Origin of the sequence: Flavobacterium sp. N502536, from assembly GCF_025947345.1 — a bacterium.
Taxonomy (GTDB): Bacteria; Bacteroidota; Bacteroidia; order Flavobacteriales; family Flavobacteriaceae; genus Flavobacterium.
In genome coordinates this window covers 1,245,598-1,272,043 of sequence record NZ_CP110011.1, presented here as the reverse complement: position 1 = coordinate 1,272,043, position 26,446 = coordinate 1,245,598, and the positions used below count along the sequence as shown (strand labels likewise).

The following is a 26,446-nucleotide window of genomic DNA, read 5'->3' as shown; positions in this document are numbered from 1 at the left end:
TTCCAAACTCCAATTTTCCTGGAATGGCAATTGTAGAGGCACACTGCAGTGCGTCTTTTTTTTTGCCACAGCTTATTAAGATTAAAAAGATTTGCAAATCATTTTAATCTGTGGCTAAATATATTTTTATAGTTTTTCTAAAAACGAATCAATTCCTTTTTCGTCCATTTGAACAACTTGCCAGCCTTCAAGAATTTTTGCTCCCGAATTCTCGTAAAATTTTACCGCAGGAGTGTTCCAGTCCAGTACATTCCAGTCAATTCTGCGAACATTATCTCTTTTTCCCTGTTTCATGATTTCGGCATACAGAGCCGATCCCAAACCAGTTCCTCTCATCTTTTCTTTAACGATGAGGTCTTCAAGATGTATTGTTTTTCCTTTCCAGGTCGAGAAGCGGTAATAGTACAAAGCAATTCCAACAATTTCTTTCTCATGTTCGTCAGAATCAATTTCTGCGATAAACACATGAAAAAGTGGTTTTTCACCAAAACCATCGCGTATTAAATCGGCTTCGGTTATAACAACAGCGTCTGGTTCTTTTTCGAATATTGCCAACTCCTGTATTAATCCCAGAACCGATTTCATGTCTTCAGGATTCCCTTTTCTAATATTCATATATTCTTATTATTAAGTGTTTATTAGCCAAAAAAGCATTCTTTTATTCGGAACTTTAGGGGTTTAATTAGCAAATATACAATAGTGGCAAACTAACGAAATAATTTTTAAACCATTCTCACAAAAAAAACGATATTTGTGACTTAAAAACAAAACTACAACGATTTAGTAATGGAAGAACGCAATAAAACACTGGGAGAGTTTATTATTGAGAACCAAAAAGCATTTCAATATTCGTCGGGGGAGCTTTCCCGAATTATCAATTCTATACGTTTAGCGGCCAAGGTTGTTAACTATAAAGTAAATAAAGCTGGATTAGTGGATATCATTGGCGCTGCAGGCGAACAAAATGTTCAGGGAGAAGACCAGCAAAAATTAGATGTATATGCAAACGAAGTATTTATTCAGACGTTAATTAACCGTGAGATTGTCTGTGGTATTGCTTCAGAAGAAAACGACGATTTTATTACTGTTCAGGGGAGCGACAACAGTCATAATAATAAGTACGTGATCTTAATGGATCCGCTTGACGGATCTTCAAATATCGATGTGAATGTATCTGTGGGAACCATTTTTTCGGTTTTTAGAAGAATTACACCTATCGGAACTCCGGTTACAAGCGAGGATTTTTTACAACCGGGAGTGAATCAGGTAGCAGCAGGATATGTAATTTACGGAACGTCGACGATGTTGGTATACACCACAGGTCATGGCGTAAACGGTTTTACCTTAAACCCTGCGATTGGAACATTCTATCTGTCACACCCGAATATGAAGTTTCCAAAAAACGGAAATATCTATTCTGTAAACGAAGGGAATTACGTTCACTTTCCACAAGGAGTAAAAAATTACATTAAATATTGTCAGAGAGAAGAAGAAGACAGACCTTATACTTCAAGATATATTGGAAGTTTAGTTTCTGACTTTCACCGAAATATGATCAAAGGCGGAATTTATATTTATCCAACCAGTTCAAAAGCACCAAAAGGAAAATTGAGATTGTTGTACGAATGCAATCCGATGGCTTTTATCGCAGAACAGGCGGGAGGAAAAGCAACAGACGGCTTTGGAAGAATTATGGAAATACAGCCAACTGAATTACATCAAAGAGTTCCGTTTTTCTGTGGAAGCTACAACATGGTAGAAAAAGCAGAAGAATTTATGGCAGAAAAGGAGTAATCTCTGTTTTCCCTTTAATTCAAACCCGACAGGTTTCAAAAAGCTGTCGGGTTTCTTTTTGGGTAAATTTTAGATTCGATTAAAAATACAAAACCCGACAGGTTTCAAAAACCTGTCGGGTTTATTTTTTATTTAGTTTTAACGATCAGTCTGAAAACTGAAAATTGCGACTGAATACTATTTATGCATATGTTGCATTTCGTAAACAAAAGTGTCACCGTCTACTTTTTTGTCGACTAATGATAATGCTTTTGCAATGATATAATTTACGTTGCTTGGTGTAAAACCTAAAGCGATACCTAATTTTCTTAACATCACTTCTTGTTGGTCTTCAAGATGATGATCAACGTGTACCATTCGGGTTAAATCATACAAACGCTCTAAACGCTGTACGTGCAAATAAGGTGGGTTGATAGGATATTTTAATGGGTCGTTAAGAATTTCTTCGTATTCAGTTTCTGAAATCTCTAAACGTGCAGCCAATTTGTCCAAGAAATTTTTTTCCTCAGGATGCACAATTCCATCGGCTAATGCTACACGAACAATAGCTGAAAAGTGACCTTTGTTTCTTTGTTTGAATTCGCTATCAAATAAATCTGAAAATGACATAATTATGGTTTTTTTTATCCTACAAAGATAATTTTTATTTTAAACTATTAATTTTAAAGTTCTCATAAAATTTAACTTAATTTTTATGCATTGTTTTAGTTTAAGACCGCAATGATTTTTCAAAATAAATCGTAAGTTTACAACCCCTAATCATTATAATAGTAGTACCCTTATGTCAGAATTTTGGATTTATTTTCAAATAGGATTGAAGCATGTTTTAGATATTAATGCTTACGATCACGTTCTTTTTTTAATTGCCTTAACAACCCCTTATTTGTTCAAAGACTGGAAACGCATTTTGCTGCTGGTTTCTGTTTTTACAATTGGTCATACGCTGGCATTATTGCTTTCTGTTTACGGAATTATTGCGATAAAAGTCAATACCGTCGAGTTTTTAATTCCGATAACGATTTTAATAACTGCGGTCTTTAATCTCTTTACTGCCGGAAAGAATTCTAAGAATGATGGTTTGAATTTGGTGTTTTTTGTGACCTTGTTTTTTGGAATTATTCACGGACTTGGATTCTCGAATTATTTCAAAACAATTTTAGGAGGGTCGGCTGGTTCAAAATTACTACCTTTAGGCGAGTTTGCTTTAGGAATTGAAGCGGCACAGCTGGTTGTGGTGTTTGTGGTTTTGATACTATCCTATATTGTACAAACCGTATTTCGCTTTTCAAAACGCGATTGGGCACTTGTAATGTCGGCTTTCATTATCGGAGTGGTAGTGCCGATGATTATCGAAAGCCCAATTTGGAACAGATAAAATAAATGGAGATAAAAAAATTAAATAAATACGACAAAGCTTATCTGAGGATTGCCAAAGAGTGGAGTTTATTGTCGTATTGTAAACGAAAGCAGGTAGGTGCTATCATCGTAAAAGACCGGATGATTATTTCGGATGGATACAATGGAACGCCATCTGGTTTCGAAAATTGCTGTGAAGATGAGGAAGGACTAACCCGTTGGGACGTTCTTCATGCCGAAGCAAATGCAATTCTGAAAGTGGCCAGGTCAACACAATCCTGTGAAGGAGCGACCCTGTATATTACACTTTCACCTTGTAAAGAATGCAGCAAATTAATACATCAGTCGGGTATCAAAAGAGTGGTGTATCATGACGGATATCGTGACGATTCCGGAATTCAGTTTTTAATAAAAGCAGGTGTCGAAGTCGAACATATTCCTGTTTTAGAAGAGTAAATGAAATTTAATTCAAAATATTTACCAATCGTTATCGGAGCCACCTTAGCTCTGGGTATAGTTCTCGGAAGCCTGATGAATGCTCCCGCTGACGAGCAGCTTTTGGCTAAAAATTACTCCAAAACCAAATTGAATAAGCTGATCGACTTCATCAATAATGAATATGTTGACAGCATCAATACAGATTCAATTGTAAACCTTACAGTCGATAATATTTTATCAAAATTAGATCCGCATTCCGTTTATATTCCTCCAACAGAACAAGCCGAAGTAGCCGAGAGCATGAGAGGTGACTTTGTGGGGATCGGAATTAATTTTTATATGTACAAAGACTCTGTTGCGATTATAAAACCAATTGAGAACGGACCTTCGGCGAAAGCCGGAATAAAGTCAGGGGATCGGATTTTATTTGCCGGAAAAACCAAATTGTTCGGACGTAGATTGCCTTCTGACAGTTTGTTCTCGAAGTTAAAAGGATTAAAAGGGTCTGAGATCGAATTAACGGTTTTTAGAAAATCAGAACAGAAGAAACTTAAATTTAAAGTAAAAAGAGATGTCATTCCGATCAAAAGCGTCGATGCTTCTTTATTGCTTGGAAATAATACCGGATACATCAAAATCAATCGTTTTGCCGAAACTACTTTTAATGAGTTTAAAAGCGGTTTGACCAGATTGAAACAAAAAGGAATTGAGTCGCTCGTTATCGATCTTCGTGATAATGGCGGAGGTTATATGGAAGAAGCCATTGCTATTGCAGATGAATTTCTGAAGGACAAACAGCTGATTGTTTTTACCAAAAATAAAAACGGGACTACTGAAAAGACCTATGCCACAAAAGCCGGTAGTTTTGAGACCGGAAAAGTATATGTTTTGGTTAATGAAAACAGTGCATCGGCCAGTGAGATTCTTGCCGGGGCATTACAGGATAATGATCGTGGTACCATTGTTGGCCGACGTTCTTTTGGAAAAGGCCTGGTACAGCGTGAAATGGATTTCAACGATGGATCGGCAGTGCGATTAACGGTGGCGCGATATTATACGCCAACGGGAAGATCGATTCAAAAGCCTTATAAAAAAGGAAATGATGAGTATTTTAAAGAATCTGAAGCCCGAATAAAATCGGGAGAACTTTATGCGAAAGACAGCATAAAAGTGGCCGATTCTTTAAAGTTTAAAACACCAAAAGGAAAAATTGTATACGGTGGCGGTGGAATTGTACCCGATGTTTTTGTGCCAATAGAGGCAGAACACGGGAACGAAAATGTAGCCTATCTGTTGCAGACCGGAATTGTGGGACACTTTGTTTTTGAAGAATTGGATAAAAACAGAGGAGCTTTTGCTGGACTTCATTTTAATGAGTTTTTAGCAAAGATGAAAAGCTCTGATTTGTATTTTAAAAAGTTCAAAGCTTATGTTTTGCTGACTGGTTTAGATCTGAAATTTGACAAAACCAAAGCTTTGGTAAACCGTTATATCACCGCTGAATTTGCCAGACAATTATACGGTGAATTGTATTACTACGACGTCATTTTAAAGGACGATGCCATGATCAAGGCAGTTTTAAGTCCAAAAAAGTAATCTTTAATTCTTTATCAGATGAAAATAGAAACTGTTGTAAATGCTGAGATTGAACTGTTAACGGCCATGAAAAATGCGGATCTTCCAACGCTGGAAAACGTACTGCACGATGATTTGCTTTTTAATTTACCGGATGGACAAACGATTACCAAAGAATTTGACTTGAATACGTATCGTTCAGGTAAAATACAAATCGAGGTATTAGAAGCTTCGGATCAGATTATAACTGTAATCAATGATTCGGCTGTAGTTGCAGTAACAATTTTACTGAAAGGAAATTTTAATCACAATCCCGTGAGCGGAACTTTTCGATACATCAGGGTTTGGAAACAATTTGAGGAGAATTTAAAAGTGATTGCCGGTAGTTGTACGCAATTGCAATAAGAGCAGTACTTAATGCTCTAAATGGGCCTGTTTTAATGAAGCTACTATTATGAAAAATCTAAAAAGAATAACCTTGCTATTGGTTGTAATGGTTCTTGTTGTTTCCTGTACGGTTACCAAAAGTAATAGTAATACGATTGCGGGTAAAGTAGATGCAATCGAGTCGGGAAAAGACGGATATACGGCAAAAATCTCAACAGACGCTAAAGAGGTGTATTTTGCAACAATCAGTATAGTGAATGTTGGCGGGCCTCAAAATTACAAAGTATTAAAAATAGGAGATATTGTCTCGGTGAAAGGAGAAATCTGGAAATCGGAAGACGAAAATCATATTAAAGTAACCCAAATCGTTTCGGTAAAATAAAACATAAAAATTTCAAACCATTAAGAAATTAAGTTTATCCTGCTTTAAAGCTGGTTACCTTAATTTCTTAATGGTTTCGTTTTATTTAACAGCTGTGTTTGTTTTATCGAATGCTGTCGTGGGCATGCGTTTGCACGCCGTTATTCCATAAAGTCAGGATATCTGTGGCAACAGCTGCGCCACTTCCGGCTGCAATGGCCAATTGGCTTCTCCAGCCTGCCAAAGTCCCAATAACATAAATACCATCGGCAACTTTGTGGTCGTCGTTTTTAAGCTGGATACGTTGTTTTTCGGGAAGTGCTTTTTTATGAGGTTCGATATAGTGCATCAAACCTTCGATATCAAAAGTATTCGCAGAGCCAATTCCTACGACAATACTTTTGGTTTTATAAGTGTTTTTGTTGGTAGTTACTGTAAAGTCAGGGTAAGCACCTTCGACTTTAACTACTTTTTCATTTTCGATCTGCGTAATGTGTGGGTAACTGCTGGCCAAATCTTTTGTGCTTTCCAGAAGCAAATCAGATCCTAGTTTGCCTGGTGTAATGCCATAAGCATTGTAAAAAATAGCCTCTTGCAGTGAAGAGTTTTTTTGATGTGTAAAAATCCCGATTTTCTTATCGGTTGCAAAAACTTTGTTTTTAGCTGATCCCAGAACGAGGGCACAGGACATGCCTGAAACGCCTCCGCCAATAATTAAAACGTCAAACATAGTGTTATCGTCCGTTTGTTTTTTCTTCAATTCTTTTTGAGATTCTAAAAATCAAAAGAATTAAAACGGCGCAAAATGAAGCAGCGATCCCAATAAAAGCTACTACACTGTCTCCCTGAAAAGGATTTTTGAAGTCTAGCAACGTAATATTAAAAACGATTAAAGCTAATGCCAGAAGCACTAAGATAGAAGTAAAGATTTTCATAATGGTTGTTTGTTTGTCTAAAATAATAAAGTAGAACTTCGCGATGTGAAAAATATCTTAAAGTTATATTTTAGAAATTTTATGGGGTAAATTTATAAAAATAAATGTTAGACAAACAAACCTTTAACATTAGCAGCAAATAATTTAACAGCAATTGCTAAAAGGATGACTCCAAATGTCTTGCGAACTACACCAAGTCCGTTTTCTCCTAATAAAGTTTCTATTTTTTTAGAAGATTTCAAAACAAAGTATACCAGAAAAATGTTCAGTAAAATCGCAATGACAATGTTAATCGTGTGAAATTGAGAGCGAAGCGATAACAAAGTAGTCATCGTACCGGCACCTGCAATTAACGGAAAAGCCAAAGGGACAATAGAGGCCGACCCCGGTTCTTCGTCACGATAGATTCGAATACCTAAAATCATTTCCAGCGCCAAAAAGAACAATACAAAAGATCCTGCCACAGCAAAGGAGTGTACATCTATTCCAATAAGCTGCAAAAAGCCTTCTCCGATAAAAAGAAAAATGATCATAATCAAACCGGCAACGATTGAAGCCTTCTCCGATTCGATATGTCCCACCTTTGCTCTTAAATTGATAATAATCGGAATTGACCCTACAATATCGATTACGGCAAAAAGTACCATTCCAACAGTGATAATTTCCTTAAAATCAATTTCTAACATAATTTTTTTATTTAGAGTTAAGAGATGTGCAAAAGTAGATAATAAAGTTAATGCTTTTTTAGGATATATGAAACGACGGGTATTTTTGTTATAAAAACACGTATTACGGTCTAAAAAAATGATTTTTGTAACAACAAGTAAGTTGTTTTGCATATTTGCAAGGCGTTTGGGGTAAAGTATTGAGGCTGTTTTGTGCAAAAGATTCCGATGCGGCCTTTGCGTAAAAAAATGTCAGACAAGTGTGAGGAAAGAATAAAAGGAATATCTGCTTTCTTTGCGTATCTTTGCACTTTATAAATTACAGTATTTAAGTATCATGTTTCAATTAGGAAAAACCATTATTTCAGAAGATATTCTTGAAAAAGAATTTGTGTGCAACTTGTCAGCTTGTAAAGGAGCCTGCTGTGTTGACGGAGATGCCGGTGCGCCGTTGAGTGAAGCAGAAACTAAAATTCTGGAAGAAATTTATCCTAAAGTAAAGCCCTTCCTGCGAAAAGAAGGAATTGCTGCGATCGAAGCTCAGGGAACCTGGGTGAAAGGAACGGATGGTGATCTTGAAACGCCTCTGATTGATAATAAGGACTGTGCCTACGTTATTTTTGACGGCAAGACTGCGCTTTGCGGAATCGAGCAGGCATACAATCAGGGAATCGTAGATTGGAAAAAGCCGGTTTCCTGTCATTTGTACCCGATACGAGTGAAAGACTTTACAGAGTTTGCTGCGGTGAACTATGATAAGTGGGATATTTGCGACGATGCCTGTTCGTTAGGTAAAGAGTTGGAAGTTCCGGTATATAAATTTGTCAAAGAAGCCCTAATTCGCCGCTTTGGACAGGACTGGTATTTGGAGCTTGAAAAAGTTGCCGAAGAACTTAAGAAATCTTAAAAAATCGGTAGCCATTACCGTTGCTGGGAAGTACTCAAAAATTGATCAGAAAAAGAGAGAAGAGGCAGGGAAAAAACTTTTAAAAACATTTAAAAAATTCTTGCTTTTTATTCTAAAAAGTCTATATTCTACAGCAAAATGAGCAGTAAATGTAAGGATTAATTTACTCATTTACAGTGTCTTAATTGTTGTATGAAAAATATCTCAATTTTTCGCTGTTGTTAAAAACTACGCCCGATTGTGAATAAGTTTGGCTTTTATTTTTGGCAACAAATGACAATCTTTGTAGTCTACTGAATTAGCAAAAATTTAGTATAAAAATTAAAGTAAAATTTCATGTCACAAGTCGAGCCAATATTACAAGAAAATAAAAATCGTTTCGTTATTTTTCCTATTAAACATCATGATATTTGGGAATGGTACAAAAAGATGGAGGCTAGTTTCTGGACTGCGGAAGAAATCGATTTGCACCAGGATTTGACAGACTGGAATAATAAGTTAAGTGACGACGAAAGATATTTCATCAAACACATTTTAGCATTCTTTGCAGCTTCTGACGGAATTGTAAATGAAAATCTGGCAGAGAACTTTGTAAATGAAGTTCAATATGCCGAAGCTAAATTTTTCTATGGATTCCAGATCATGATGGAAAATATTCATAGTGAGACGTATTCTTTATTAATTGATACTTACGTAAAAGACGAAGCAGAGAAAGCAGAATTATTTAATGCTTTAGAAGTTTTTCCTGCAATTGGCAAGAAAGCAGAATGGGCTTTAAAATGGATCGAATCCGATTCATTTGCTGAAAGACTAATTGCTTTTGCAGCAGTAGAAGGAATCTTTTTCTCAGGTGCTTTCTGTTCTATTTATTGGTTGAAAAAACGTGGTTTAATGCCAGGTTTGACTTTTTCTAACGAGCTAATTTCACGTGACGAAGGCGTGCACTGTGATTTTGCAGTACACTTGCACAATCACCACTTAGTAAATAAAGTACCAAAAGACAGAATTAAAGAAATCATTGTTGATGCTTTAAATATCGAAAGAGAGTTTGTAACAGAATCTCTTCCGGTAAGTTTAATAGGAATGAATGCTACTTTAATGACGCAATATTTAGAGTTTGTTGCGGATAGATTATTAGTAGAATTAGGTTGTGAGCGTGTATATGGGTCAGCGAATCCGTTTGACTTCATGGACATGATCTCTCTTCAGGGAAAAACTAATTTCTTTGAAAAACGTGTTGCAGAGTATCAAAAATCGGGTGTGATGAACACCGACAGTGATGCTCAGAAAATTTCATTTGATGCAGATTTTTAGACAACAGGAATCATTTTAGTGGCCACTAACGCTAAAAAAGAATAAATCATTTTTAAGATTGAATCTTCATCCCCAATAGTTGATTCAAGAACAATTTTTAATGCCTTTCAATCTGTTTTTCGGATTGGAATCAGATAACTATTGAGAATCCTACAATTCTCAAAAAATAATTTAAAAACACACAATGTTTAAGCTTTGGGAATCGTTATTCCAGAGTCTTTCATTTTTTCAATAACTAAAATAGTAAGCTTATGTATGTAGTAAAAAGAGATGGCCATAAAGAGCCGGTAATGTTTGATAAGATTACAGAAAGAATCAAAAAATTGTGTTATGGTTTAAATGAACTTGTAGATCCTGTTAAGGTAGCGATGAGAGTTATCGAAGGATTGTATGATGGGGTTTCTACTTCTGAATTAGATAATCTTGCGGCAGAAACGGCGGCTTCTATGACTATTGCGCATCCTGATTATGCACAATTAGCAGCACGTGTGGCAATTTCAAATCTACATTCAAATACTAAGAAATCGTTCTCAGAAACGATGAAGGATATGTACAATTACGTAAATCCAAGAAACGGACAAGACGCTCCGTTGCTTTCGGATGAAGTATTTAAAGTAATTCAGGAAAACTCTGCTTTCCTTGATTCTCATATCATTTATACAAGAGATTTTAATTACGATTATTTTGGTTTCAAAACCTTAGAACGTTCTTATTTGCTAAAAATTAATGGTAAAATCGTCGAAAGACCACAACATATGTTGATGCGTGTTTCGGTTGGTATTCACCTTGACGATTTAAAATCGGTAATTGAGACGTACGACTTAATGTCTAAAAAGTTCTTTACGCATGCAACACCAACGTTGTTCAATGCGGGAACTCCAAAACCTCAAATGTCTTCCTGTTTCCTTTTGGCCATGCAGGATGATAGTATTGATGGTATTTATGATACTTTAAAACAAACGGCTAAAATCTCGCAATCAGCGGGAGGAATTGGTCTTTCTATTCATAACGTTCGTGCGACCGGATCGTACATTCGTGGTACAAACGGAACTTCAAACGGAATTGTTCCGATGTTGAGAGTTTTCAACGATACCGCTCGTTATGTAGATCAGGGTGGTGGAAAACGTAAAGGAAGTTTTGCGATTTACATCGAAACCTGGCATGCTGATATTTTCGATTTCTTAGATTTAAAGAAAAATACAGGAAAAGAAGAGATGCGTGCGAGAGATTTATTCTTCGCAATGTGGACTTCAGATTTGTTCATGAAACGTGTACAGGAAGATACTACTTGGACGTTAATGTGTCCTAACGAATGTCCTGGTCTGTATGATGTTTATGGAGAAGAGTTTGAAGCATTGTATCTGGATTATGAATTTAGAGGAAAAGGTAGAAAAACGATTCGTGCACGTGAATTATGGGAGAAAATCCTGGAATCACAAATCGAAACCGGAACGCCTTATATGCTGTACAAAGATGCGGCAAACCGTAAATCAAACCACAAGAACTTAGGAACCATTCGTTCGTCTAACTTGTGTACTGAAATTATGGAGTACACTTCTAAAGATGAAATTGCAGTTTGTAACCTGGCGTCTATTTCGTTGCCAATGTTTATTGATAACGGTAAATTCGATCACGAAGCACTTTACAATGTTACCAAACGTGTAACGCGTAACCTGAACAAAGTAATCGACAGAAATTACTACCCGGTTAAAGAAGCAGAAAATTCTAACTTGCGTCACCGTCCGGTAGGATTAGGAGTGCAAGGTTTAGCAGATGCTTTTATCATGTTGCGTATGCCATTTACAAGTGATGAGGCAAAAGCATTAAATCAGGAAATTTTCGAAACATTATACTTCGCAGCCGTAACCGCTTCTATGGAAATGGCGAAAGAAGAAGGACCTTATTCAACTTTTGCGGGTTCTCCAATGTCTCAGGGAGAATTTCAATACAATATGTGGGGATTGAAAGATGAAGAATTATCAGGCCGTTGGGACTGGGCATCTTTAAGAAAAGAAGTAATGGAGCACGGAGTTCGTAACTCATTATTGGTTGCGCCAATGCCAACTGCTTCGACTTCACAGATTCTTGGAAACAACGAAGCTTTTGAGCCGTACACCTCAAATATTTATACACGTCGTGTATTGTCTGGAGAATTCATCGTAGTAAACAAACACTTACTGGAAGATCTGGTAAAACTTGGTTTATGGAACGAAGATTTGAAACAGGAAATTATGCGTCATAACGGATCAGTTCAAAATATTGATATTATTCCGCAAGACCTGAAAGATCTTTACAAAACAGTTTGGGAAATGTCGATGAAAGACATTATCGATATGTCACGTCAAAGAGGTTACTTCATTGACCAATCACAATCGTTGAACTTGTTCATGCAGGATGCTAACTATTCTAAACTAACGTCAATGCATTTCTACGCTTGGCAGTCAGGTTTAAAAACAGGAATGTATTACCTAAGAACAAAATCGGCGGTTGATGCGATTAAGTTCACACTGAACAATGATAAAAAAGAAGAAACAGCTCCAACATTAGTTGCAGAAACAGAAGCAATCAGCGTTGAGGATTATAAAGCAATGCTTTTAAAAGCACAAGCAGCAGATCCTGAAGATTGTGAAATGTGTGGATCTTAATGATTTTAGATCGTAGATCTGAGATTTCAGATTTCTAGAATATAAAAGCAGTTATCGTAAGGATAGCTGCTTTTTTTTATTGTTTATTTTTAAAGAAAAAATCAAGAAGATTTCCGCTTAGATCCTAGCTGGGTTAACTTAAAATTGAAAAAAAATGAGTTTATTAGAAAAAACACTTGAAGATAAAGAGGAGTTGTATAAGCTTGCTCTGAAATATTTTCAAAATATAGATGCCGAAGAATATGAGAATGTTAAGTTTAATACGATTTCTCCAAAATCTATTTCGATTTTATTAGATCATGATTTCATTCCGACTCCATGTATCGAAATTCGATTAGGTCTTTATCAGCAAGAACAGGAATTTAGTAATTGTAGATACATTTTATATGTTGATGAAAAAAAGGAGTTTGTAGATGAGCTTTTAATCTTCAATTAGGAATTATGGTAAAGGTGATTTTAGAAAGTTGGAGGGAAGGACTTCAAAAAGTAGCTCTCAGTAAATTGCAGAATGAAAAGTTAGGGATGTCTTTGGTAGTTTGCAAAAGAAATGTAGATATGCTGTTGGATGATCATAGCATTATTCTTGAGATAGAAGACCAAATTATTGCGCAAGAATTTTTAGTTGAAGCTGATAGGCTCGGTGTAAATTGTAAAATTCTGGAATAGATTAAAGAAAATCATAATTTTAAAGACGACAATATCCCCCAAAATTCCCCGTTTAAATTATTACCAAAGATTTAAAGCCTTAGCACCTTAGCACCTTAGTGTCTTAGGGACTTAGTATTCTAAACACCTCAGAACCTTCCATTAAACCTTTAATAGAAAGTCAAGTCTTATTGTAATAATTTCTGAATTATGAAAAAAAGCAATCTTTGGTCGTTACGATTGGGTTTTTCCGGAAAAGAATCCGATGCAATTGAAAAATTGGGATTAGAAAAATTTCTAAAACATTCCTATGAATCCAAATTTGACACACAACTCCCCGCTTTTTTAGAGGATGATCCCAAGACACTATTAGAACTCAAAGAACTTCGAGAATCGATTAAAACTGCAGATTCAGAAGAAAAAAAGAAAGTCCTCAAGAAAGAAATCTATTCGGCAGTAGAACTAAAAAAATGGTGGATTGGCAAAATGCGTAATGACGAATTTCCGTTACGTGAAAACATGGTTTGCTTCTGGCACAATCATTTTGTATCCACCACACAGAAAGTAAAAGTCAACTACTGGATTTACCAGCACAATATGATTCTTCGGGAACATGCTTTTGGAAACTTTAAAGAACTCACCAAGCAAATCCTAAAGTCGAATGCTATGGTGAAGTACCTTGATAATGTCGACAACAAAAAAGGGAAATACAACGAAAACCTTAGTCGCGAATTATTGGAACTGTTCACCATCGGAATTGGAAACTACACCGAAAGTGATATTAAAAACGGAGCAAGAGCTTTGGCAGGGCTGAATTATGGAGACAACAGAGCTGCCTACAGGAAGTTTGCCGAAGATGATACCGATAAAATCTATTTTGGTAAAACCGGAAACTGGAAAGCAGATGATCTGGTCGATATTATTTTTGAACAGAAAAACATTCCCTATCTGATTACCCGAAAAATCCTTGAATGGTTTGTTTACGACAATCCACCCGAAAATTTGGTGACCTATTATGGGGATTACTTTAGAAAGGTGAAGTTTGAAATTCAGCCTTTATTGACTAAGATTTTTACCGAAGAATATAAAAAAGAAAATTCAGGAACGAAAATCAAAGATCCGTTAGTTTATATTTTGCAGCTACTGGATGAATTGCATATCGATGATCTTGACGATGGGATGATTTTGTTCTTTCTGAAGCAGCAAGGAATGGATTTGTACAACCAGGTTAATGTAAAAGGTTGGGACGGCGGCAACTCCTGGCTCACTTCTCAAATTTACCTGCAGCGCAACAATACAGCCGATTTGCTTTGCAGCGGGAGAAGTATTACCCGAAAAGTTTTGAATACGATGACTGCCGAAGCTGAAAAACCAAAATCAGAATTTGAAAAAGTGGAAGTAAAAATTGACTTTGATACGAACGGAAATAACAAAACGATCATCACTGATCTGTCCAACAGGTTATTATTTAAAGTAAATGATTCGGTGCAGAAAGACATGGAGAATTTACTTAAATACGATTTTGATCCAAAGGAGGAACATGCCAATTTTGCTGTAATCCGACTCTTTAATTACATCAGCAAACTGCCCGAATATCAATTAATTTAGAAAGCTGTAATTATGAACAGAAGAAATTTTCTAACGCTTACAGGAACACTTACCGGCGGATTGCTGGTGCTTCCTGATTTTTTACATGCATTTGGTTCGCAGCCTAATTTGATAGTTGGCGAGCAATGTGTGGTGTTTGTTCAGTTAAATGGAGGAAATGACGGTTTGAATACCTTTGTTCCGTACGACAATCCGCTGTATTATGATTTACGCACTAAAATAGCGTTGAACAAAGATGCGGTTGTCGGAAAAAATAAAGGAATGGCGTTTCATCCGGCTTTGAAAGATTTTGCTCAAATGCAGCAAAATGGCGATCTTACCGTAATTCAGAATGTTGGATATCCCGAACCCATCCGGTCGCATTTTAGAAGCCAGGAAATTTGGCAAACGGCTACAGATTCTAATAAATATAACAACGAAGGCTGGTTAGGACGTTATCTGGATTTACAGTGCAACGGGCATCAGGCAACGGCAGGAATAAATCTGGATTCGATAGACAATCTGGCCTTGAAAGGAAATGAACCTAATTTTATCACGGTAAAAGATCCAAACCGGTTTAAAGTAAAATCGGATAGAGAAGAAAATGTAACCTTGTCGGATAATCCACAATTGGATTTTGTTCGAAAAATAGCCAATTCGGTTACTGAAGGATCTGATGAAATTCAGAAAGCGTTGGCGAAATCCAAATCGGAAATCAGTTATCCAAAGACAGAATTATCGAAGAATCTGGAATGGATTGGCAGACTGATTAAAGGCAACTTAAATTCAAAAGTGTACTATACTTCGTTAGGCGGATTTGATACTCACGACAATCAGCTGGCCATACACGAAAAGAAATTAATGGATTTGAATGACGCTCTGTATAGTTTTTATCAGGATATGAAACAGTCGAAGTTGCTTCAGAATGTAACCGTTGTAGTGTTTTCTGAATTTGGCAGGCGTGTAAAAGATAACGGAAACGGTACAGATCATGGAACTGCAGCGCCAATGTTTATAATTGGAGGAAGTAATAAAGGAACAATTTTAGGTAACAATCCTGATTTGTCTAATCTGGATAACGGAGATTTAAAATATGAAATTGATTTCAGAAGTGTTTATGCTTCCTTATTACAGCAAAAAATGAACTTCGATTCTACTAAAATTGGGATTGTGAACAAACCGGTTTCAGGGTTGTTTTAAAGATTGCGAGGTTGCCACGAATTCACGAATTGTTTCAAATCATCCTGGCTTTTAAATAAAATTGGTGAATTCGTGGCGACAAAACGGTATTCAGATTAAGAATGATTTATGCTGTTTTTTTAATTAAATTTGTAAAACCAATAATAGTAAAAATATGGAAATCAAAAATTTATCTAAATATAGTAATGCTGAAAAGATAGTTTTGGCAGAACAATTATGGGATAGTGTTTCTAAAAAAGATCTGGAAATTTCTGAAGAGGTTGAAAAGGAATTAGACATTCGTATACAAAACTTAGAAGAGGGGAAAACAGAACTGTACTCATGGGAAGAAGTTAAAGCTCATTTGAAATCTATAAGATAAATGTACAGGCTTCATTTTATAAAAGAGGCATTATTTGACGTTGAAGATATTGTTCTTTGGTATGAAGAACAAAGAACAGGGCTCTTTTATGGATTGTTTTGAGGTGGCTGGTGAAATAGCCACGAATTCACGAATTATATCAAATCATCTTGGCTTTTAAATAAAATTGGTGAATTCGTGACAAATAAAACTTAGAATTTTCAAAAACGCAATTGTAAATATCTCATTTTAAGCAGATATTTTTGTATTATCGTACAAAACATCATAAATTTGTTAAGAAATCCTTTTTTGTTTCATAAAATGTATTATTTTTTTTGGTGAGGTAAAAATAATTTATACATTCGCAGAGTATTTATTGAAAAACACAAACAAAATGACTAATAACCGTTTTTATTTTAGCAACTCTTTTTATTTCTTCTTTAGTAGAAGTGAGGATTGTGCTATGGTTATTTGAGAAAAATTTTAAAACAAATAAAACTAATATACAATCCTGATGCAAATCAGGATTTTTTTTTGAATATATGACAACGAAAATTGCAATACAAGGTATTAAAGGATCTTTTCATCATCAGGTAGTGAAAGAGTATTTCTCTGAAAACGTGGATATTGATGAATGTTTGTCTTTTGAAGAATTAATTGATAGTCTGCTTTCAGGAAAATCAGATCAGGCAGTAATGGCAATTGAAAACTCGATTGCGGGGCCAATTATCCCGAATTATGCTTTGATTGACAAGAATAATATTCACATTATTGGAGAGCATTATTTGAATATTCATCAAAACTTAATGACTTTAAGAGGTCAGAAAATTGAGGATATAAAAGAGGTTCATTCCCATCCGATGGCCTTGTTGCAATGTATGGATTTCCTGAAACAGTATCCAAATATTAAGTTGGTTGAGGACAAAGATACCGCCGAAACTGCCCGAAGAATTCAGGAAAATCAATTGAAAGGAATAGCAGCGATCGCCAGTAGAACGGCTTCTGAAATGTACGATTTAGAGATTATCGCTCCAGAAATCCAAACCATTAAAAACAATATGACCCGCTTTGTGATTATTAAAAAACAGAATTCATTTCTGCCGGAAAATGAAATAAACAGAGCCTCTATCAAATTTGAATTGGATCACAAAAGAGGAAGTCTGGCAGCCGTTTTAAATGTAATGAGTGACTGCAAACTGAATTTGACAAAAATTCAATCGCTTCCAAAAATTGAAACACCCTGGAAATATTCGTTTTTCGTAGATGTAACATTTGAGAAATACGAAGATTTTGCAAAAGCCAAATCGTTATTAAACATTATGGCAGAATATTTTAAAGTGTTAGGAGAATATAAAAATACAAAACCATAAAAAAGGAAATTCCAATTTTTGAAATTCCCAATTCCAATTAAATTAGAAAGTTAAAAGAGCCTAAAGCAAATTAAAAATGATAACAACAGCAAAACGATTAGATACAGTTGAAGAATACTACTTCTCCTCAAAATTAAGAGAAGTGCGTCAGCTACAATCTGAAGGAAAACCTATTATCAATATGGGAATCGGAAGCCCAGATTTGAGTCCGTCAAAAGCAGTAATTGAAGCGGTAGCCGCAGCGATTCTGGATGAAAACGGACATGGCTATCAGAGCTATCAGGGATTGCCGGAATTGAGAAAAGGAATGGCTGATTTTTATCAGAATCAGTTTGGTGTTACGCTGAATCCGAATAATGAGATCTTGCCTTTGATGGGATCGAAAGAAGGAATAATGCATATTTCATTGGCATTTTTAAATGAAGGTGATCACGTTTTAATTCCGAATCCGGGTTATCCAACCTATACTTCGGTAACTAATTTGGTTGGAGCTGTTCCGGTTTATTATGATCTGAAAGAAGCAAATGCCTGGGAACCGGATTTTGAAGCTTTAGAAAAATTGGATCTTTCGAAGGTAAAAATTATGTGGCTGGGATATCCTCACATGCCAACAGGAGCCAGAGGAAGTTTAGCGTTATTTGAAAAACTGGTTGCTTTTGCTAAAAAACACAAGATATTATTGGTCAACGACAATCCTTATAGTTTTGTTTTGAATGATAACCCAATGAGTTTGCTGCAGGTTGCAGGAGCAAAAGAAGTGGCTTTAGAATTGAATTCGCTTAGTAAAACATTCAACATGGCCGGCTGGAGAGTTGGAATGGTTTTAGGAAATCCTGAAATTATCGATGCGGTTCTAAAGGTAAAAAGCAACATGGACAGCGGAATGTTCTACGGAATTCAGAAAGGTGCGGTTGCTGCGTTGAATTGCGATAAATCATGGTTCGAAGATCAAAACAAAATTTACAGACGTCGTAGAGAATTAACAGAAAAACTGGCAGAAAAATTAGGCTGCAAAGTTTATGCAGCAGGAGTTGGGCTTTTTGTTTGGGCAAAATTGCCGGACGGAATAGCATCAGCAGAGAAATTCATTGATGAAATATTGTACGAGAAACACATTTTTATCACACCGGGAACCATCTTCGGAAGTAATGGCGAAGGATATATCAGATTCTCGTTGTGTGTAAAAGAAGAAAAAGTACAAGAAGCGATAGATCGATTTTAAGTATTAAGATTTTAGAATCAAGAATCAAGATTTTTATCCAGATTGTCAGGCTGAGCGGAGTCGAAGCTTTTTTTAAATTAATAAAATAAATACTAAGAAAGAAAATAACTAAAAATGAAAAGAATACACCTACTTTATTTAATTATATCAATTTCTTTTATTGCCTGTGAAGGTGATGAGGGATCACAAGGATCAAACGGAGTAAACACTTTAGTAAATATGTCAGTTGAAAATCCAGGAATCAATTGTGAAAATGGAGGATTAAAAATTGAAACAGGATTAGATAATAATTTTAATGGGATATTGGATGGTAATGAAGTTCAAAATACAAAATATGTTTGTAATGGTATAAATGGAAAAAACAGCTTAACTACCGTGATCAAAGAGCCTAAAGGGGTAAGTTGTGAAAATGGGGGGATAAAAATAAATTCTGGGTTGGATATTAACAAAAATGGCGTTTTAGAAGAAAATGAAATAACCTCTACCGCATATGTTTGTAATGGAACAGATGGAAATACGAATTTAACAAGAACTACTAATGAAAATTCAGGTGGTAATTGTGGAAATGGAGGATTAAAAGTTGAGTATGGATTAGATTTAAATAAAGATGGGGTCTTAGATGATAACGAAGTTAAATACAAAACATACGTATGTAATGGTTTAAATGGAAATCTCAGTCTTGTTAATATTACAGATGAAGCTAAGGGTGGTACTTGTGGGAATGGTGGAGTAAAAATAGAATCGGGCATTGATTTAAATAATAATAAAATATTAGATAATTCAGAAGTTCAAGTTACAAAATATGTGTGTAATGGAAATGGAGGAATTGTATTTGTGGAAGTTCGCGTGAGTTTGAATACTTTAAATTCAGCATACGTTAATCCAGTTTCGGAAGGGATCAGATTTAATATTAGGGATTTCAAAGATGTAAAGTCAGTTGTTTTTGAGGCGAGTCCTTATGTTGGTAATTCTAATAATTATGCATTAGTAGAACTTTATAATATTACAGATGGTAAAGCAATAGCAAATAGTTTAATTAGAAGCAATAATTTACCGAGCGCCATGCAAAATTTACAATCAAATGAAATTTTAAATGAACTACCTCAAAAAGAAGTAAAATTGGGGGTAAAATTGAGGTCTGAGGTTTCTGGACAATTTTCGGTGGTGAATACTGCTTGTCTTATAATAAGAAGTGAATAACTGGAAACAGCTTCTAATAAAAAAGAAATATGAAAGTATACGTAATAGGAATAGGGTTAATAGGAGGTTCAATGGTATTGGATATCAAGGAGCGACATCCGAATGCTCTTATTTTTGGAATTGACAGTAACGAAAAACACTTGCAGGAAGCAATTGATTTGGGTGTTATTGATCAGGAAGGACATTTTGAAGATTTGGCGGGAGCTGATTTTGTAATTGTTTCGGTTCCTGTAGATGTGGCACTTGCGGTTTTGCCTAAAGTACTGGATTTGGTGGGCGACAAAACAATCGTTTTTGAAGTGGGATCGACCAAAAAACCAATCTGTGATGCAGTGGCAAGCCACCCAAAGAGACGGAATTTTATTGCCACACATCCAATCGCCGGGACAGAGTTTTCAGGACCTTCGGCAGCGATTAGAGGTTTGTTTAAAGGAAAAACAAACATTATCTGCGAAGTGGAAAAAACCACTTTTAAACTGCAGGAGAAGGCTCTAAAGCTTTTCGCTGAAATAGGAATGAGGATACGTTATATGGATCCGGTTTCACACGACAAACATATTGCTTACGTTTCGCATTTGTCGCACATTAGTTCGTTTATGCTTGGGAAAACGGTAATGAATAAGGAAAAAGACGAACAGGATATTTTTGATATGGCGGGAAGCGGATTTGAGAGTACCGTTCGTTTGGCCAAGAGTTCACCGGCAATGTGGACGCCAATTTTTGAGCAGAATAAGGAGTATGTTTTGGAAACGTTAGAAGCATACATTTCAAATCTCAGTCGGTTTAGGGATTTGTTAAAAGAAGAAGATTACAGTGCCATTTTTGAAGAAATGGAAAGCACCAATAAAATTAAAGAGATACTAAACGGATTAACAATTAAAAAATAAACTAAAGAAAAGATGGAAAATAAAAAAGAAATGAGAAAGTGGTTAGAAGATTTCAATTTAAATCACCCACTTGTGATTGCAGGACCATGTAGTGCAGAAACAGAAGATCAGGTATTGAAGATCGCACACGAATTGAAAGATTCAAAAGTGAGCGTATTCAGAGCGGGAATCTGGAAACCAAGAACGCGTCCGGGAGGATTTGAAGGTGTTGGAGAAATTGGTTTGAAATGGTTGCAAAAAGCAAAAAAAGAAACTGGTTTATTGATGGGGACTGAGGTAGCAACTGCAGCACACTGTAAATTGGCTTTAGAGCATGATATCGACGTATTATGGGTGGGTGCCCGTACTACTGCAAACCCTTTTGCGGTTCAGGAAATTGCTGATACTTTGAAAGGTACTGATAAAATCGTTTTGGTTAAAAACCCGGTAAACCCAGATTTAGCATTATGGTTAGGTGGTGTAGAACGTTTACATATGGCTGGAATCGAGAAATTAGGAGTAATTCACAGAGGATTTTCGACTTACGAAAAAACAAAATACAGAAACATTCCGGAATGGCAAATTGCGATCGAATTGCAAAATAAATTCCCTAGTTTACCATTAATCATCGACCCGTCACATATTACAGGAAATCGCAACATGATTTTTGAAGTAACACAAGAGGCTCTGGATTTGAATTACGACGGTATGATTATCGAAACGCATTACGATCCGGACAACGCCTGGTCTGATGCTGCTCAACAAGTGACTCCGGATGCTTTGAAGCAGATCATTAAAGATTTGACGATCAGAAAAACGGATGATACTACAGACGAGTACAACCAAAAAATGAAAAAATTAAGAGCGAATATTGACGTTTTGGATGCTAACTTATTAGAGTTACTAGGAAAACGTATGAAAGTAGCGGATGAAATCGGGCAGGTGAAAAAAGATGCAAACGTTGCAATTCTTCAAAACAACCGTTGGAATGAAATCCTTGGGAAAATGATTTTAGAAGGAGAGAAAAAAGGACTTACTGAAGAGTTTGTTTTGAGAATGTTCAAAGCAATTCACCAGGAAAGTATTGGTCACCAGGAAAAAGTATTCAATGCTTAATTTTTTCTAAAACATATAAGTGATATAAGTTATTGGAGTTTTTTAAAGACTACTCTGTACTTTATTAGGTCATCATTTTAAAAATAGATTGTTTTTTTTACATTAAATCTCCTTTGCTTTCGGGCTTTGGAGATTTTTTTTTGAAATATATAGTACCTTCCCAACCTTTTGAAGTTTTTTGTGCTCTATACTATTATAAACCTAAATTTTTGTGTCATGAAGTCAAAATTGTTTTCGTCTGCGTCGGGCTTTTTTCGAATGAATCTGAATGTGTTGTTTTTTTTCTTCCTGTTTATTGGAACAAAAGCTTTAGCACAAAGTCCGGAACTAACCGTTAAAGGAGAGGATGCCGAAAAAGTGAGAATGAATAAACTTTTCGTCAATGTAAAAGTGGTCGGAAACATTGCCTATACCACGGCCGAGATGCACTTTTTTAATTCAGGAACCCGTCAGATGGAAGCGGAGCTTATTTTTCCGTTGCCGGAAAATGTTTCGGTTTCCCGATATGCGATTGATATCAACGGAAAAATGCGTGAGGCAGTTCCGGTAAATAAAAATAAAGGCAAACAGGTTTTTGAAGCCATCGAACACCGTCGTGTTGATCCGGGATTGTTAGAGAAAGTGGAAGGAAATAATTTTAGAACCAGAATTTATCCGTTGCTGCCAAATGGAGAACGTACCGTGATTATTGGTTACGAAGAAGAACTTTCGGCTTTTGATAAAGACAATCTGGCGTATCAATTGATGAGCCGTTTCCCGAAAAAAATAGATCAGTTTGAAATTAAGGTAGCGGTTTTAGGAGCTGCAACGGCCCCAACTGTTGCGGAGAATTCAGGAAATGAAATTACTTTTTCAAAATGGGAGCAGTCTTTTCAGGCTTCCATCAAAAAAGAAAACTATCAGCCCGCAGAAAAAATAGTTCTTAAAATCCCTTTACAGCAAAGCATCCCAAATGTTTTGATGCAAGATGTTGGCGGGCAGCATTATTTTTATGGAAACACTTTTGTACAAGGCAATAGAACAGTGAAAAAAGCACCGGCTTCGATTGGTTTAATTTGGGATAACTCACTGAGCTGTCAGAATAGAGATTTAAAAAAGGAACTGGATTTGTTAAATGCTTATTTCCAGAAAATAAAAAACACAAAAGTTACCCTTTACTTTTTGAATTATACTTTCGAAAAACAACAGGAGTATATCGTCTCCAACGGAAATTGGGAGGCTTTGAAAGCCGTTTTAGAAAAAACAAAATACGATGGAGGAACCCGTTTTTCGAAACTCAGTTTTGCCGGTGAGGATGAATATTTGTTTTTTACAGACGGATTATCTTCTTTGAGTGAAAATGTCCTGCCGAAAACTAAAAAATCAATTTATACCATTACCTCTTCGGTTTCGGCTGATTTTACTTTTTTAAATTATTCGGCAATGCAGACCGCTGGTGATTTTATCAATTTAAACCAGATTAATGTTGATAAAGCCTTAGATAAACTGCTGCATACGAATTTGAAATTTTTGGGGATAAAAGAGAATTTAACGGTAACCGATTTATTTCCGATAGAAGGAACTTCGGTTTCGGGAAATTTTAGTTTTTCGGGGATTTCGTTAAATCCAAAAAATGAAATTACCTTGTTATTTGGGTATAATAATGAAGCGGTATTAGAGCGAAAAATCACTTTAGATGCTGCCATTCAGAACACCAATGATGTAAATATTGAAAAGCTCTGGGCGCAGAAAAAAATAGCCAATCTTGATTTTGAATATGAAAAAAATGTTGACGAAATAGAACTTCTGGGTAAGAAATACGGAATTATAACGAAAAATACTTCACTGATTGTTCTGGAAGATATCCGCGATTACATTTCCTATGATATTATACCACCGGCTGAATTGCGTGCCGAGTTTGACCGAATTAAAAAACAGGAGCACGATAGTACTTTGGCGCAACAAAAAAGTAACTGGGAGAGTATTGAAAGTTATTTTGACGGACTAAATAGCTGGTGGAAAAAAGATGTTAAAACGAGTTTACAGGCTTTTGCTAAATACAAAAAGAAGAATGCAAATCAAAGAATTAAAGGTGATCCTGATGCTGTTTTAGCGGTAGACGAACCCGTTGGAGCAGGACGGGCAGTGGAAATTGTGGAAGATAACATTGTATATAGTTCTGCTTCTCCGCCAGCTGCGCCAAAAGTAGATCAGATGAAACTTGTTACGCCTGTGGTGGCAGGAGCGTCTGAAAGAGTAATAGAAGAAATCAAAGATAAAAAAGTTGGGCGTGAAGTAATTTCTGAAGATGTTTTAATAAGAGAATCAGTTGTGCCGGGAGTTACAAATAATTTGGTACAGACACTTGCAGGAAAAGTAGAAGGAGTTCCGATTCAGCAAGCACCCAATACAGGAGGAGTAAGACTTAATCATTCAGTAACCGATACTTTAAGTTTGAATTTTTCAAATGGTTATGAAGGTGATTTAAAAAAGGATGACAAAATCTGGAATCCGGACCGATTGTATTTGAAAGCTTTAGCCAAAGCTCCAAAAGAAAAACAGTACGATTTGTATTTGGAACTAAGAAAAGCACAGGAAAGAAACCCGAGTTTTTATTTTGATGTGGCCCATTTCTTTTACAATCAGGGGGACGTTAAAAAAGCATTGTTGGTGCTTAGCAATATTGCCGATTTAGGTTTAGAGAATCATCAGCTTTATAAAACACTTACCTATACCTTACGCCAATGGAAGGACTATGATGATGCTGTGTTTACCGCAAAACAGGTGGCAAAATGGCGTGTTCATGAACCACAAAGTTTGAGAGATTATGCTTTGGCACTGGAAGATGCCGGAAAATATCAGGAAGCTTTTGATCAGTTAATTAAAGCTCTGGAAGTAAATTATTATGGGGAAATGAGCGGGCAGTATGAAGGTGTGGAAGATATTATTTTAATGGATGTTAACCGTTTGACAACAGAACATAAAGGAATAAAAACAGGCAAGTTAGACAAGAAATACCTCGCGAAAATGCCGGTGGATATCCGAATTATCATGAACTGGAATTTAATGGATGTCGATTTAGATCTTCATATTATCGAGCCAACGAATGAGGAATGTTATTACAGTCACACTTCAACACAAATTGGAGGAAGATTTTCTAAAGATTTCACGCAAGGTTATGGTCCGGAACAATATTTAATTCGAAATGCGGTGAAAGGAAAGTATCAGATTAAAACCAATTATTTTGGAGAAACGAAACTAACAGAGGATGGTCCGGCCACAATTATGGTTGAAATTTATACCACTAAGGCTGGAAAAACATCCCGAACTTTAAAAACGATTCAGTTGGGAAAAGTTAAAGAGAATGAGATTTTGGCCGAAATTAGCTGGTAAATCTTTCAAATTAAGGGTAAGTCTTTAATTTTAAAAGGCGAAGTTGCGTTGTTCAATTCTAAAAACGTAATTTTGCCTTTTATTTTTTAGTTCAAAGTGTAATCTAAAAACTAAAATCAGCAATCTAAAATTAAAGAATGACAGGACTCGTATATAAATCTACAGGAAGTTGGTACACTGTAAAATCAGAAAATGGCGATTTTATAGAATGCCGTATGAAAGGGAAGTTTAGGATGAAAGGTATTAAAAGTACTAATCCTATAGCTGTAGGTGATATTGTCGATTATGAACTGGAAGAAACCTCAGATGCTGTAACCGGAACGATTTTTAATATTCACGAAAGAAAAAATTATATCGTTCGTAAATCGGTTAATTTGTCGCATCAAATGCATATTATCGCGTCTAATATCGATCGTGTCTTTTTATTGATTACGATCAATAATCCACCCACTACCTTTAATTTTATTGATCGTTTTTTGGTTACTGCCGAAGCCTATAATATCGAAACCATTTTGGTTTTTAATAAAATAGATACTTTTGATGAAGCCACACTTGAAGATCAATTGTACATGCAATATGTGTATCAGCAAATAGGTTACCAATGCCTTCGTGTTTCTTCCACAGAAATGAAAGGTGTTGAAGAGCTAAAAGAAATGATGATAGGCAAAGTCAGTATGTTTTCCGGACATTCGGGTGTGGGAAAATCGACTTTGGTAAATGCAATGGAACCTTCTTTGCATCTTAAAACCAAAACCATTTCGGAGGCCAGCAAACAAGGGCAGCATACCACCACTTTTGCCGAAATGTATGATTTGTCTTTTAATGCAAAAATTATCGATACACCTGGAATTAAAGGGTTCGGAATTGTTGATATGGAACCTTCTGAAATAAGCGGTTATTTTCCCGAGTTTTTCAGACTAAAAGATCAATGTAAATTTAACAACTGTTTGCATAAAGAAGAACCGCATTGCGCGATCAAAGCGGCTTTAGAGCGTGATGAGATTGCCTGGTCACGTTACAATAGTTATTTGAAAATACTCGAAGGAGATGATGAAAACTATCGTACCGATTCTTATGACGAAGATCGAAAAGCAAGTGATGAGTTGAGGAAATAATTGTTAATTATAAATTGTTAATTATGTATGAGAATG

At 35.8% G+C, this 26,446-nt stretch carries 26 protein-coding genes; 21 read left to right on the top strand and 5 right to left on the bottom strand.

The window, feature by feature from the left end:
- Positions 1-126 precede the first annotated feature (126 nt).
- Entirely contained in the window at positions 127-615 is a 489-nt protein-coding gene (locus OLM61_RS05750) for a GNAT family N-acetyltransferase (RefSeq protein WP_264525463.1), read from the bottom strand.
- Between the two features lie 171 nt (positions 616-786).
- Between OLM61_RS05750 and fbp the strand changes: the two genes are divergently transcribed.
- Entirely contained in the window at positions 787-1,794 is a 1,008-nt protein-coding gene (gene fbp / locus OLM61_RS05745) for a class 1 fructose-bisphosphatase (RefSeq protein ID WP_264525462.1), read from the top strand.
- A 177-nt stretch (positions 1,795-1,971) separates the two neighbouring features.
- Here fbp and OLM61_RS05740 read toward each other — a convergent pair whose 3' ends face one another.
- Positions 1,972-2,403 (bottom strand): TerB family tellurite resistance protein, encoded by a 432-nt coding sequence (locus OLM61_RS05740; RefSeq protein ID WP_264525461.1) that lies wholly within the window; start codon positions 2,401-2,403, stop codon positions 1,972-1,974.
- A gap of 172 nt (positions 2,404-2,575) precedes the next feature.
- Here OLM61_RS05740 and OLM61_RS05735 point away from each other — a divergent pair, with 172 nt between their 5' ends.
- From OLM61_RS05735 to OLM61_RS05715, 5 genes are read left to right on the top strand one after another with little or no spacing between them, the layout of a single operon-like run.
- Entirely contained in the window at positions 2,576-3,169 is a 594-nt protein-coding gene (locus tag OLM61_RS05735) for a HupE/UreJ family protein (RefSeq protein ID WP_173965953.1), read from the top strand.
- 5 nt (positions 3,170-3,174) lie between these two features.
- Positions 3,175-3,606, top strand: coding sequence for a deoxycytidylate deaminase (locus OLM61_RS05730; RefSeq protein WP_264525460.1), 432 nt, complete (start codon positions 3,175-3,177; stop codon positions 3,604-3,606).
- Complete coding sequence (locus OLM61_RS05725; RefSeq protein ID WP_264525459.1) at positions 3,607-5,184, top strand: S41 family peptidase; 1,578 nt, start codon at positions 3,607-3,609, stop codon at positions 5,182-5,184. It begins immediately after the preceding gene.
- Positions 5,185-5,202: 18 nt separating this feature from the next.
- Positions 5,203-5,568, top strand: coding sequence for a nuclear transport factor 2 family protein (locus tag OLM61_RS05720; RefSeq protein WP_264525458.1), 366 nt, complete (start codon positions 5,203-5,205; stop codon positions 5,566-5,568).
- 49 nt (positions 5,569-5,617) lie between these two features.
- Complete coding sequence (locus OLM61_RS05715; RefSeq protein ID WP_264525457.1) at positions 5,618-5,932, top strand: hypothetical protein; 315 nt, start codon at positions 5,618-5,620, stop codon at positions 5,930-5,932.
- A gap of 103 nt (positions 5,933-6,035) precedes the next feature.
- On the opposite strand, the gene OLM61_RS05710 is transcribed toward OLM61_RS05715, so the two are convergent.
- The 3 genes from OLM61_RS05710 to OLM61_RS05700 form a co-directional block, all read right to left on the bottom strand.
- Positions 6,036-6,641 (bottom strand): NAD(P)/FAD-dependent oxidoreductase, encoded by a 606-nt coding sequence (locus tag OLM61_RS05710; RefSeq protein ID WP_264526361.1) that lies wholly within the window; start codon positions 6,639-6,641, stop codon positions 6,036-6,038.
- A 4-nt stretch (positions 6,642-6,645) separates the two neighbouring features.
- Positions 6,646-6,846 carry a hypothetical protein gene (locus tag OLM61_RS05705; RefSeq protein ID WP_017496183.1) on the bottom strand — a complete coding sequence of 67 codons (201 nt, stop codon included), beginning with the start codon at positions 6,844-6,846 and terminating at the stop codon, positions 6,646-6,648.
- 107 nt (positions 6,847-6,953) lie between these two features.
- Positions 6,954-7,532, bottom strand: coding sequence for a MarC family protein (locus OLM61_RS05700; RefSeq protein ID WP_264525456.1), 579 nt, complete (start codon positions 7,530-7,532; stop codon positions 6,954-6,956).
- A 316-nt stretch (positions 7,533-7,848) separates the two neighbouring features.
- Between OLM61_RS05700 and OLM61_RS05695 the strand changes: the two genes are divergently transcribed.
- The 15 genes from OLM61_RS05695 to rsgA all read left to right on the top strand — a co-directional run bounded on the left by OLM61_RS05695 (position 7,849) and on the right by rsgA (position 26,410).
- Positions 7,849-8,418, top strand: a complete 570-nt coding sequence (locus tag OLM61_RS05695; RefSeq protein ID WP_264525455.1) for a DUF3109 family protein — start codon at positions 7,849-7,851, stop codon at positions 8,416-8,418.
- A 336-nt stretch (positions 8,419-8,754) separates the two neighbouring features.
- Positions 8,755-9,732, top strand: a complete 978-nt coding sequence (locus OLM61_RS05690) for a ribonucleotide-diphosphate reductase subunit beta (protein ID WP_089054274.1) — start codon at positions 8,755-8,757, stop codon at positions 9,730-9,732.
- A gap of 251 nt (positions 9,733-9,983) precedes the next feature.
- Complete coding sequence (locus OLM61_RS05685) at positions 9,984-12,377, top strand: ribonucleoside-diphosphate reductase subunit alpha (RefSeq protein WP_264525454.1); 2,394 nt, start codon at positions 9,984-9,986, stop codon at positions 12,375-12,377.
- Between the two features lie 154 nt (positions 12,378-12,531).
- Entirely contained in the window at positions 12,532-12,813 is a 282-nt protein-coding gene (locus tag OLM61_RS05680; RefSeq protein WP_264525453.1) for a hypothetical protein, read from the top strand.
- Between the two features lie 5 nt (positions 12,814-12,818).
- Positions 12,819-13,043, top strand: coding sequence for a hypothetical protein (locus tag OLM61_RS05675; protein WP_264525452.1), 225 nt, complete (start codon positions 12,819-12,821; stop codon positions 13,041-13,043).
- A gap of 189 nt (positions 13,044-13,232) precedes the next feature.
- On the top strand, positions 13,233-14,630 hold the full coding sequence (locus tag OLM61_RS05670) for a DUF1800 domain-containing protein (protein ID WP_264525451.1): 1,398 nt from the start codon (positions 13,233-13,235) through the stop codon (positions 14,628-14,630).
- Between the two features lie 12 nt (positions 14,631-14,642).
- The gene (locus OLM61_RS05665) at positions 14,643-15,809 is read left to right on the top strand and encodes a DUF1501 domain-containing protein (RefSeq protein ID WP_264525450.1); all 1,167 of its coding nucleotides are present in this window, start codon (positions 14,643-14,645) and stop codon (positions 15,807-15,809) included.
- Positions 15,810-15,963: 154 nt separating this feature from the next.
- Positions 15,964-16,170, top strand: a complete 207-nt coding sequence (locus OLM61_RS05660) for an addiction module protein (protein ID WP_264525449.1) — start codon at positions 15,964-15,966, stop codon at positions 16,168-16,170.
- A gap of 521 nt (positions 16,171-16,691) precedes the next feature.
- Positions 16,692-17,519, top strand: a complete 828-nt coding sequence (locus OLM61_RS05655; RefSeq protein ID WP_264525448.1) for a prephenate dehydratase — start codon at positions 16,692-16,694, stop codon at positions 17,517-17,519.
- A 76-nt stretch (positions 17,520-17,595) separates the two neighbouring features.
- Positions 17,596-18,741: a pyridoxal phosphate-dependent aminotransferase gene (locus OLM61_RS05650; RefSeq protein WP_264525447.1), complete on the top strand. Its 1,146-nt coding sequence runs from the start codon at positions 17,596-17,598 to the stop codon at positions 18,739-18,741.
- A gap of 114 nt (positions 18,742-18,855) precedes the next feature.
- Complete coding sequence (locus OLM61_RS05645) at positions 18,856-19,941, top strand: hypothetical protein (RefSeq protein WP_264525446.1); 1,086 nt, start codon at positions 18,856-18,858, stop codon at positions 19,939-19,941.
- 29 nt (positions 19,942-19,970) lie between these two features.
- Positions 19,971-20,828: a prephenate dehydrogenase gene (locus tag OLM61_RS05640; RefSeq protein WP_264525445.1), complete on the top strand. Its 858-nt coding sequence runs from the start codon at positions 19,971-19,973 to the stop codon at positions 20,826-20,828.
- Between the two features lie 12 nt (positions 20,829-20,840).
- Positions 20,841-21,923, top strand: coding sequence for a bifunctional 3-deoxy-7-phosphoheptulonate synthase/chorismate mutase type II (locus tag OLM61_RS05635; protein WP_264525444.1), 1,083 nt, complete (start codon positions 20,841-20,843; stop codon positions 21,921-21,923).
- Between the two features lie 216 nt (positions 21,924-22,139).
- Positions 22,140-25,295, top strand: coding sequence for a VIT domain-containing protein (locus OLM61_RS05630; protein WP_264525443.1), 3,156 nt, complete (start codon positions 22,140-22,142; stop codon positions 25,293-25,295).
- Between the two features lie 137 nt (positions 25,296-25,432).
- Positions 25,433-26,410 carry a ribosome small subunit-dependent GTPase A gene (rsgA, locus tag OLM61_RS05625; protein ID WP_264525442.1) on the top strand — a complete coding sequence of 326 codons (978 nt, stop codon included), beginning with the start codon at positions 25,433-25,435 and terminating at the stop codon, positions 26,408-26,410.
- Positions 26,411-26,446: the final 36 nt, after the last annotated feature.

Bases quoted from the DNA above. Each gene is read 5' to 3' on its own strand.
- OLM61_RS05715 (WP_264525457.1), top strand. From the start codon at position 5,618: ATGAAAAATCTAAAAAGAATAACCTTGCTATTGGTTGTAATGGTTCTT.
- OLM61_RS05730 (WP_264525460.1), top strand. From the start codon at position 3,175: ATGGAGATAAAAAAATTAAATAAATACGACAAAGCTTATCTGAGGATT.
- OLM61_RS05640 (WP_264525445.1), top strand. From the start codon at position 19,971: ATGAAAGTATACGTAATAGGAATAGGGTTAATAGGAGGTTCAATGGTA.
- OLM61_RS05700 (WP_264525456.1), bottom strand. From the start codon at position 7,532: ATGTTAGAAATTGATTTTAAGGAAATTATCACTGTTGGAATGGTACTT.
- OLM61_RS05660 (WP_264525449.1), top strand. From the start codon at position 15,964: ATGGAAATCAAAAATTTATCTAAATATAGTAATGCTGAAAAGATAGTT.
- OLM61_RS05665 (WP_264525450.1), top strand. From the start codon at position 14,643: ATGAACAGAAGAAATTTTCTAACGCTTACAGGAACACTTACCGGCGGA.
- OLM61_RS05705 (WP_017496183.1), bottom strand. From the start codon at position 6,846: ATGAAAATCTTTACTTCTATCTTAGTGCTTCTGGCATTAGCTTTAATC.
- OLM61_RS05695 (WP_264525455.1), top strand. From the start codon at position 7,849: ATGTTTCAATTAGGAAAAACCATTATTTCAGAAGATATTCTTGAAAAA.
- OLM61_RS05630 (WP_264525443.1), top strand. From the start codon at position 22,140: ATGAAGTCAAAATTGTTTTCGTCTGCGTCGGGCTTTTTTCGAATGAAT.
- OLM61_RS05720 (WP_264525458.1), top strand. From the start codon at position 5,203: ATGAAAATAGAAACTGTTGTAAATGCTGAGATTGAACTGTTAACGGCC.
- OLM61_RS05635 (WP_264525444.1), top strand. From the start codon at position 20,841: ATGGAAAATAAAAAAGAAATGAGAAAGTGGTTAGAAGATTTCAATTTA.
- OLM61_RS05735 (WP_173965953.1), top strand. From the start codon at position 2,576: ATGTCAGAATTTTGGATTTATTTTCAAATAGGATTGAAGCATGTTTTA.
- OLM61_RS05710 (WP_264526361.1), bottom strand. From the start codon at position 6,641: ATGTTTGACGTTTTAATTATTGGCGGAGGCGTTTCAGGCATGTCCTGT.
- OLM61_RS05685 (WP_264525454.1), top strand. From the start codon at position 9,984: ATGTATGTAGTAAAAAGAGATGGCCATAAAGAGCCGGTAATGTTTGAT.
- OLM61_RS05675 (WP_264525452.1), top strand. From the start codon at position 12,819: ATGGTAAAGGTGATTTTAGAAAGTTGGAGGGAAGGACTTCAAAAAGTA.
- OLM61_RS05750 (WP_264525463.1), bottom strand. From the start codon at position 615: ATGAATATTAGAAAAGGGAATCCTGAAGACATGAAATCGGTTCTGGGA.
- OLM61_RS05740 (WP_264525461.1), bottom strand. From the start codon at position 2,403: ATGTCATTTTCAGATTTATTTGATAGCGAATTCAAACAAAGAAACAAA.
- OLM61_RS05680 (WP_264525453.1), top strand. From the start codon at position 12,532: ATGAGTTTATTAGAAAAAACACTTGAAGATAAAGAGGAGTTGTATAAG.
- fbp (WP_264525462.1), top strand. From the start codon at position 787: ATGGAAGAACGCAATAAAACACTGGGAGAGTTTATTATTGAGAACCAA.
- OLM61_RS05650 (WP_264525447.1), top strand. From the start codon at position 17,596: ATGATAACAACAGCAAAACGATTAGATACAGTTGAAGAATACTACTTC.
- OLM61_RS05690 (WP_089054274.1), top strand. From the start codon at position 8,755: ATGTCACAAGTCGAGCCAATATTACAAGAAAATAAAAATCGTTTCGTT.
- OLM61_RS05645 (WP_264525446.1), top strand. From the start codon at position 18,856: ATGAAAAGAATACACCTACTTTATTTAATTATATCAATTTCTTTTATT.
- OLM61_RS05725 (WP_264525459.1), top strand. From the start codon at position 3,607: ATGAAATTTAATTCAAAATATTTACCAATCGTTATCGGAGCCACCTTA.
- OLM61_RS05655 (WP_264525448.1), top strand. From the start codon at position 16,692: ATGACAACGAAAATTGCAATACAAGGTATTAAAGGATCTTTTCATCAT.
- rsgA (WP_264525442.1), top strand. From the start codon at position 25,433: ATGACAGGACTCGTATATAAATCTACAGGAAGTTGGTACACTGTAAAA.
- OLM61_RS05670 (WP_264525451.1), top strand. From the start codon at position 13,233: ATGAAAAAAAGCAATCTTTGGTCGTTACGATTGGGTTTTTCCGGAAAA.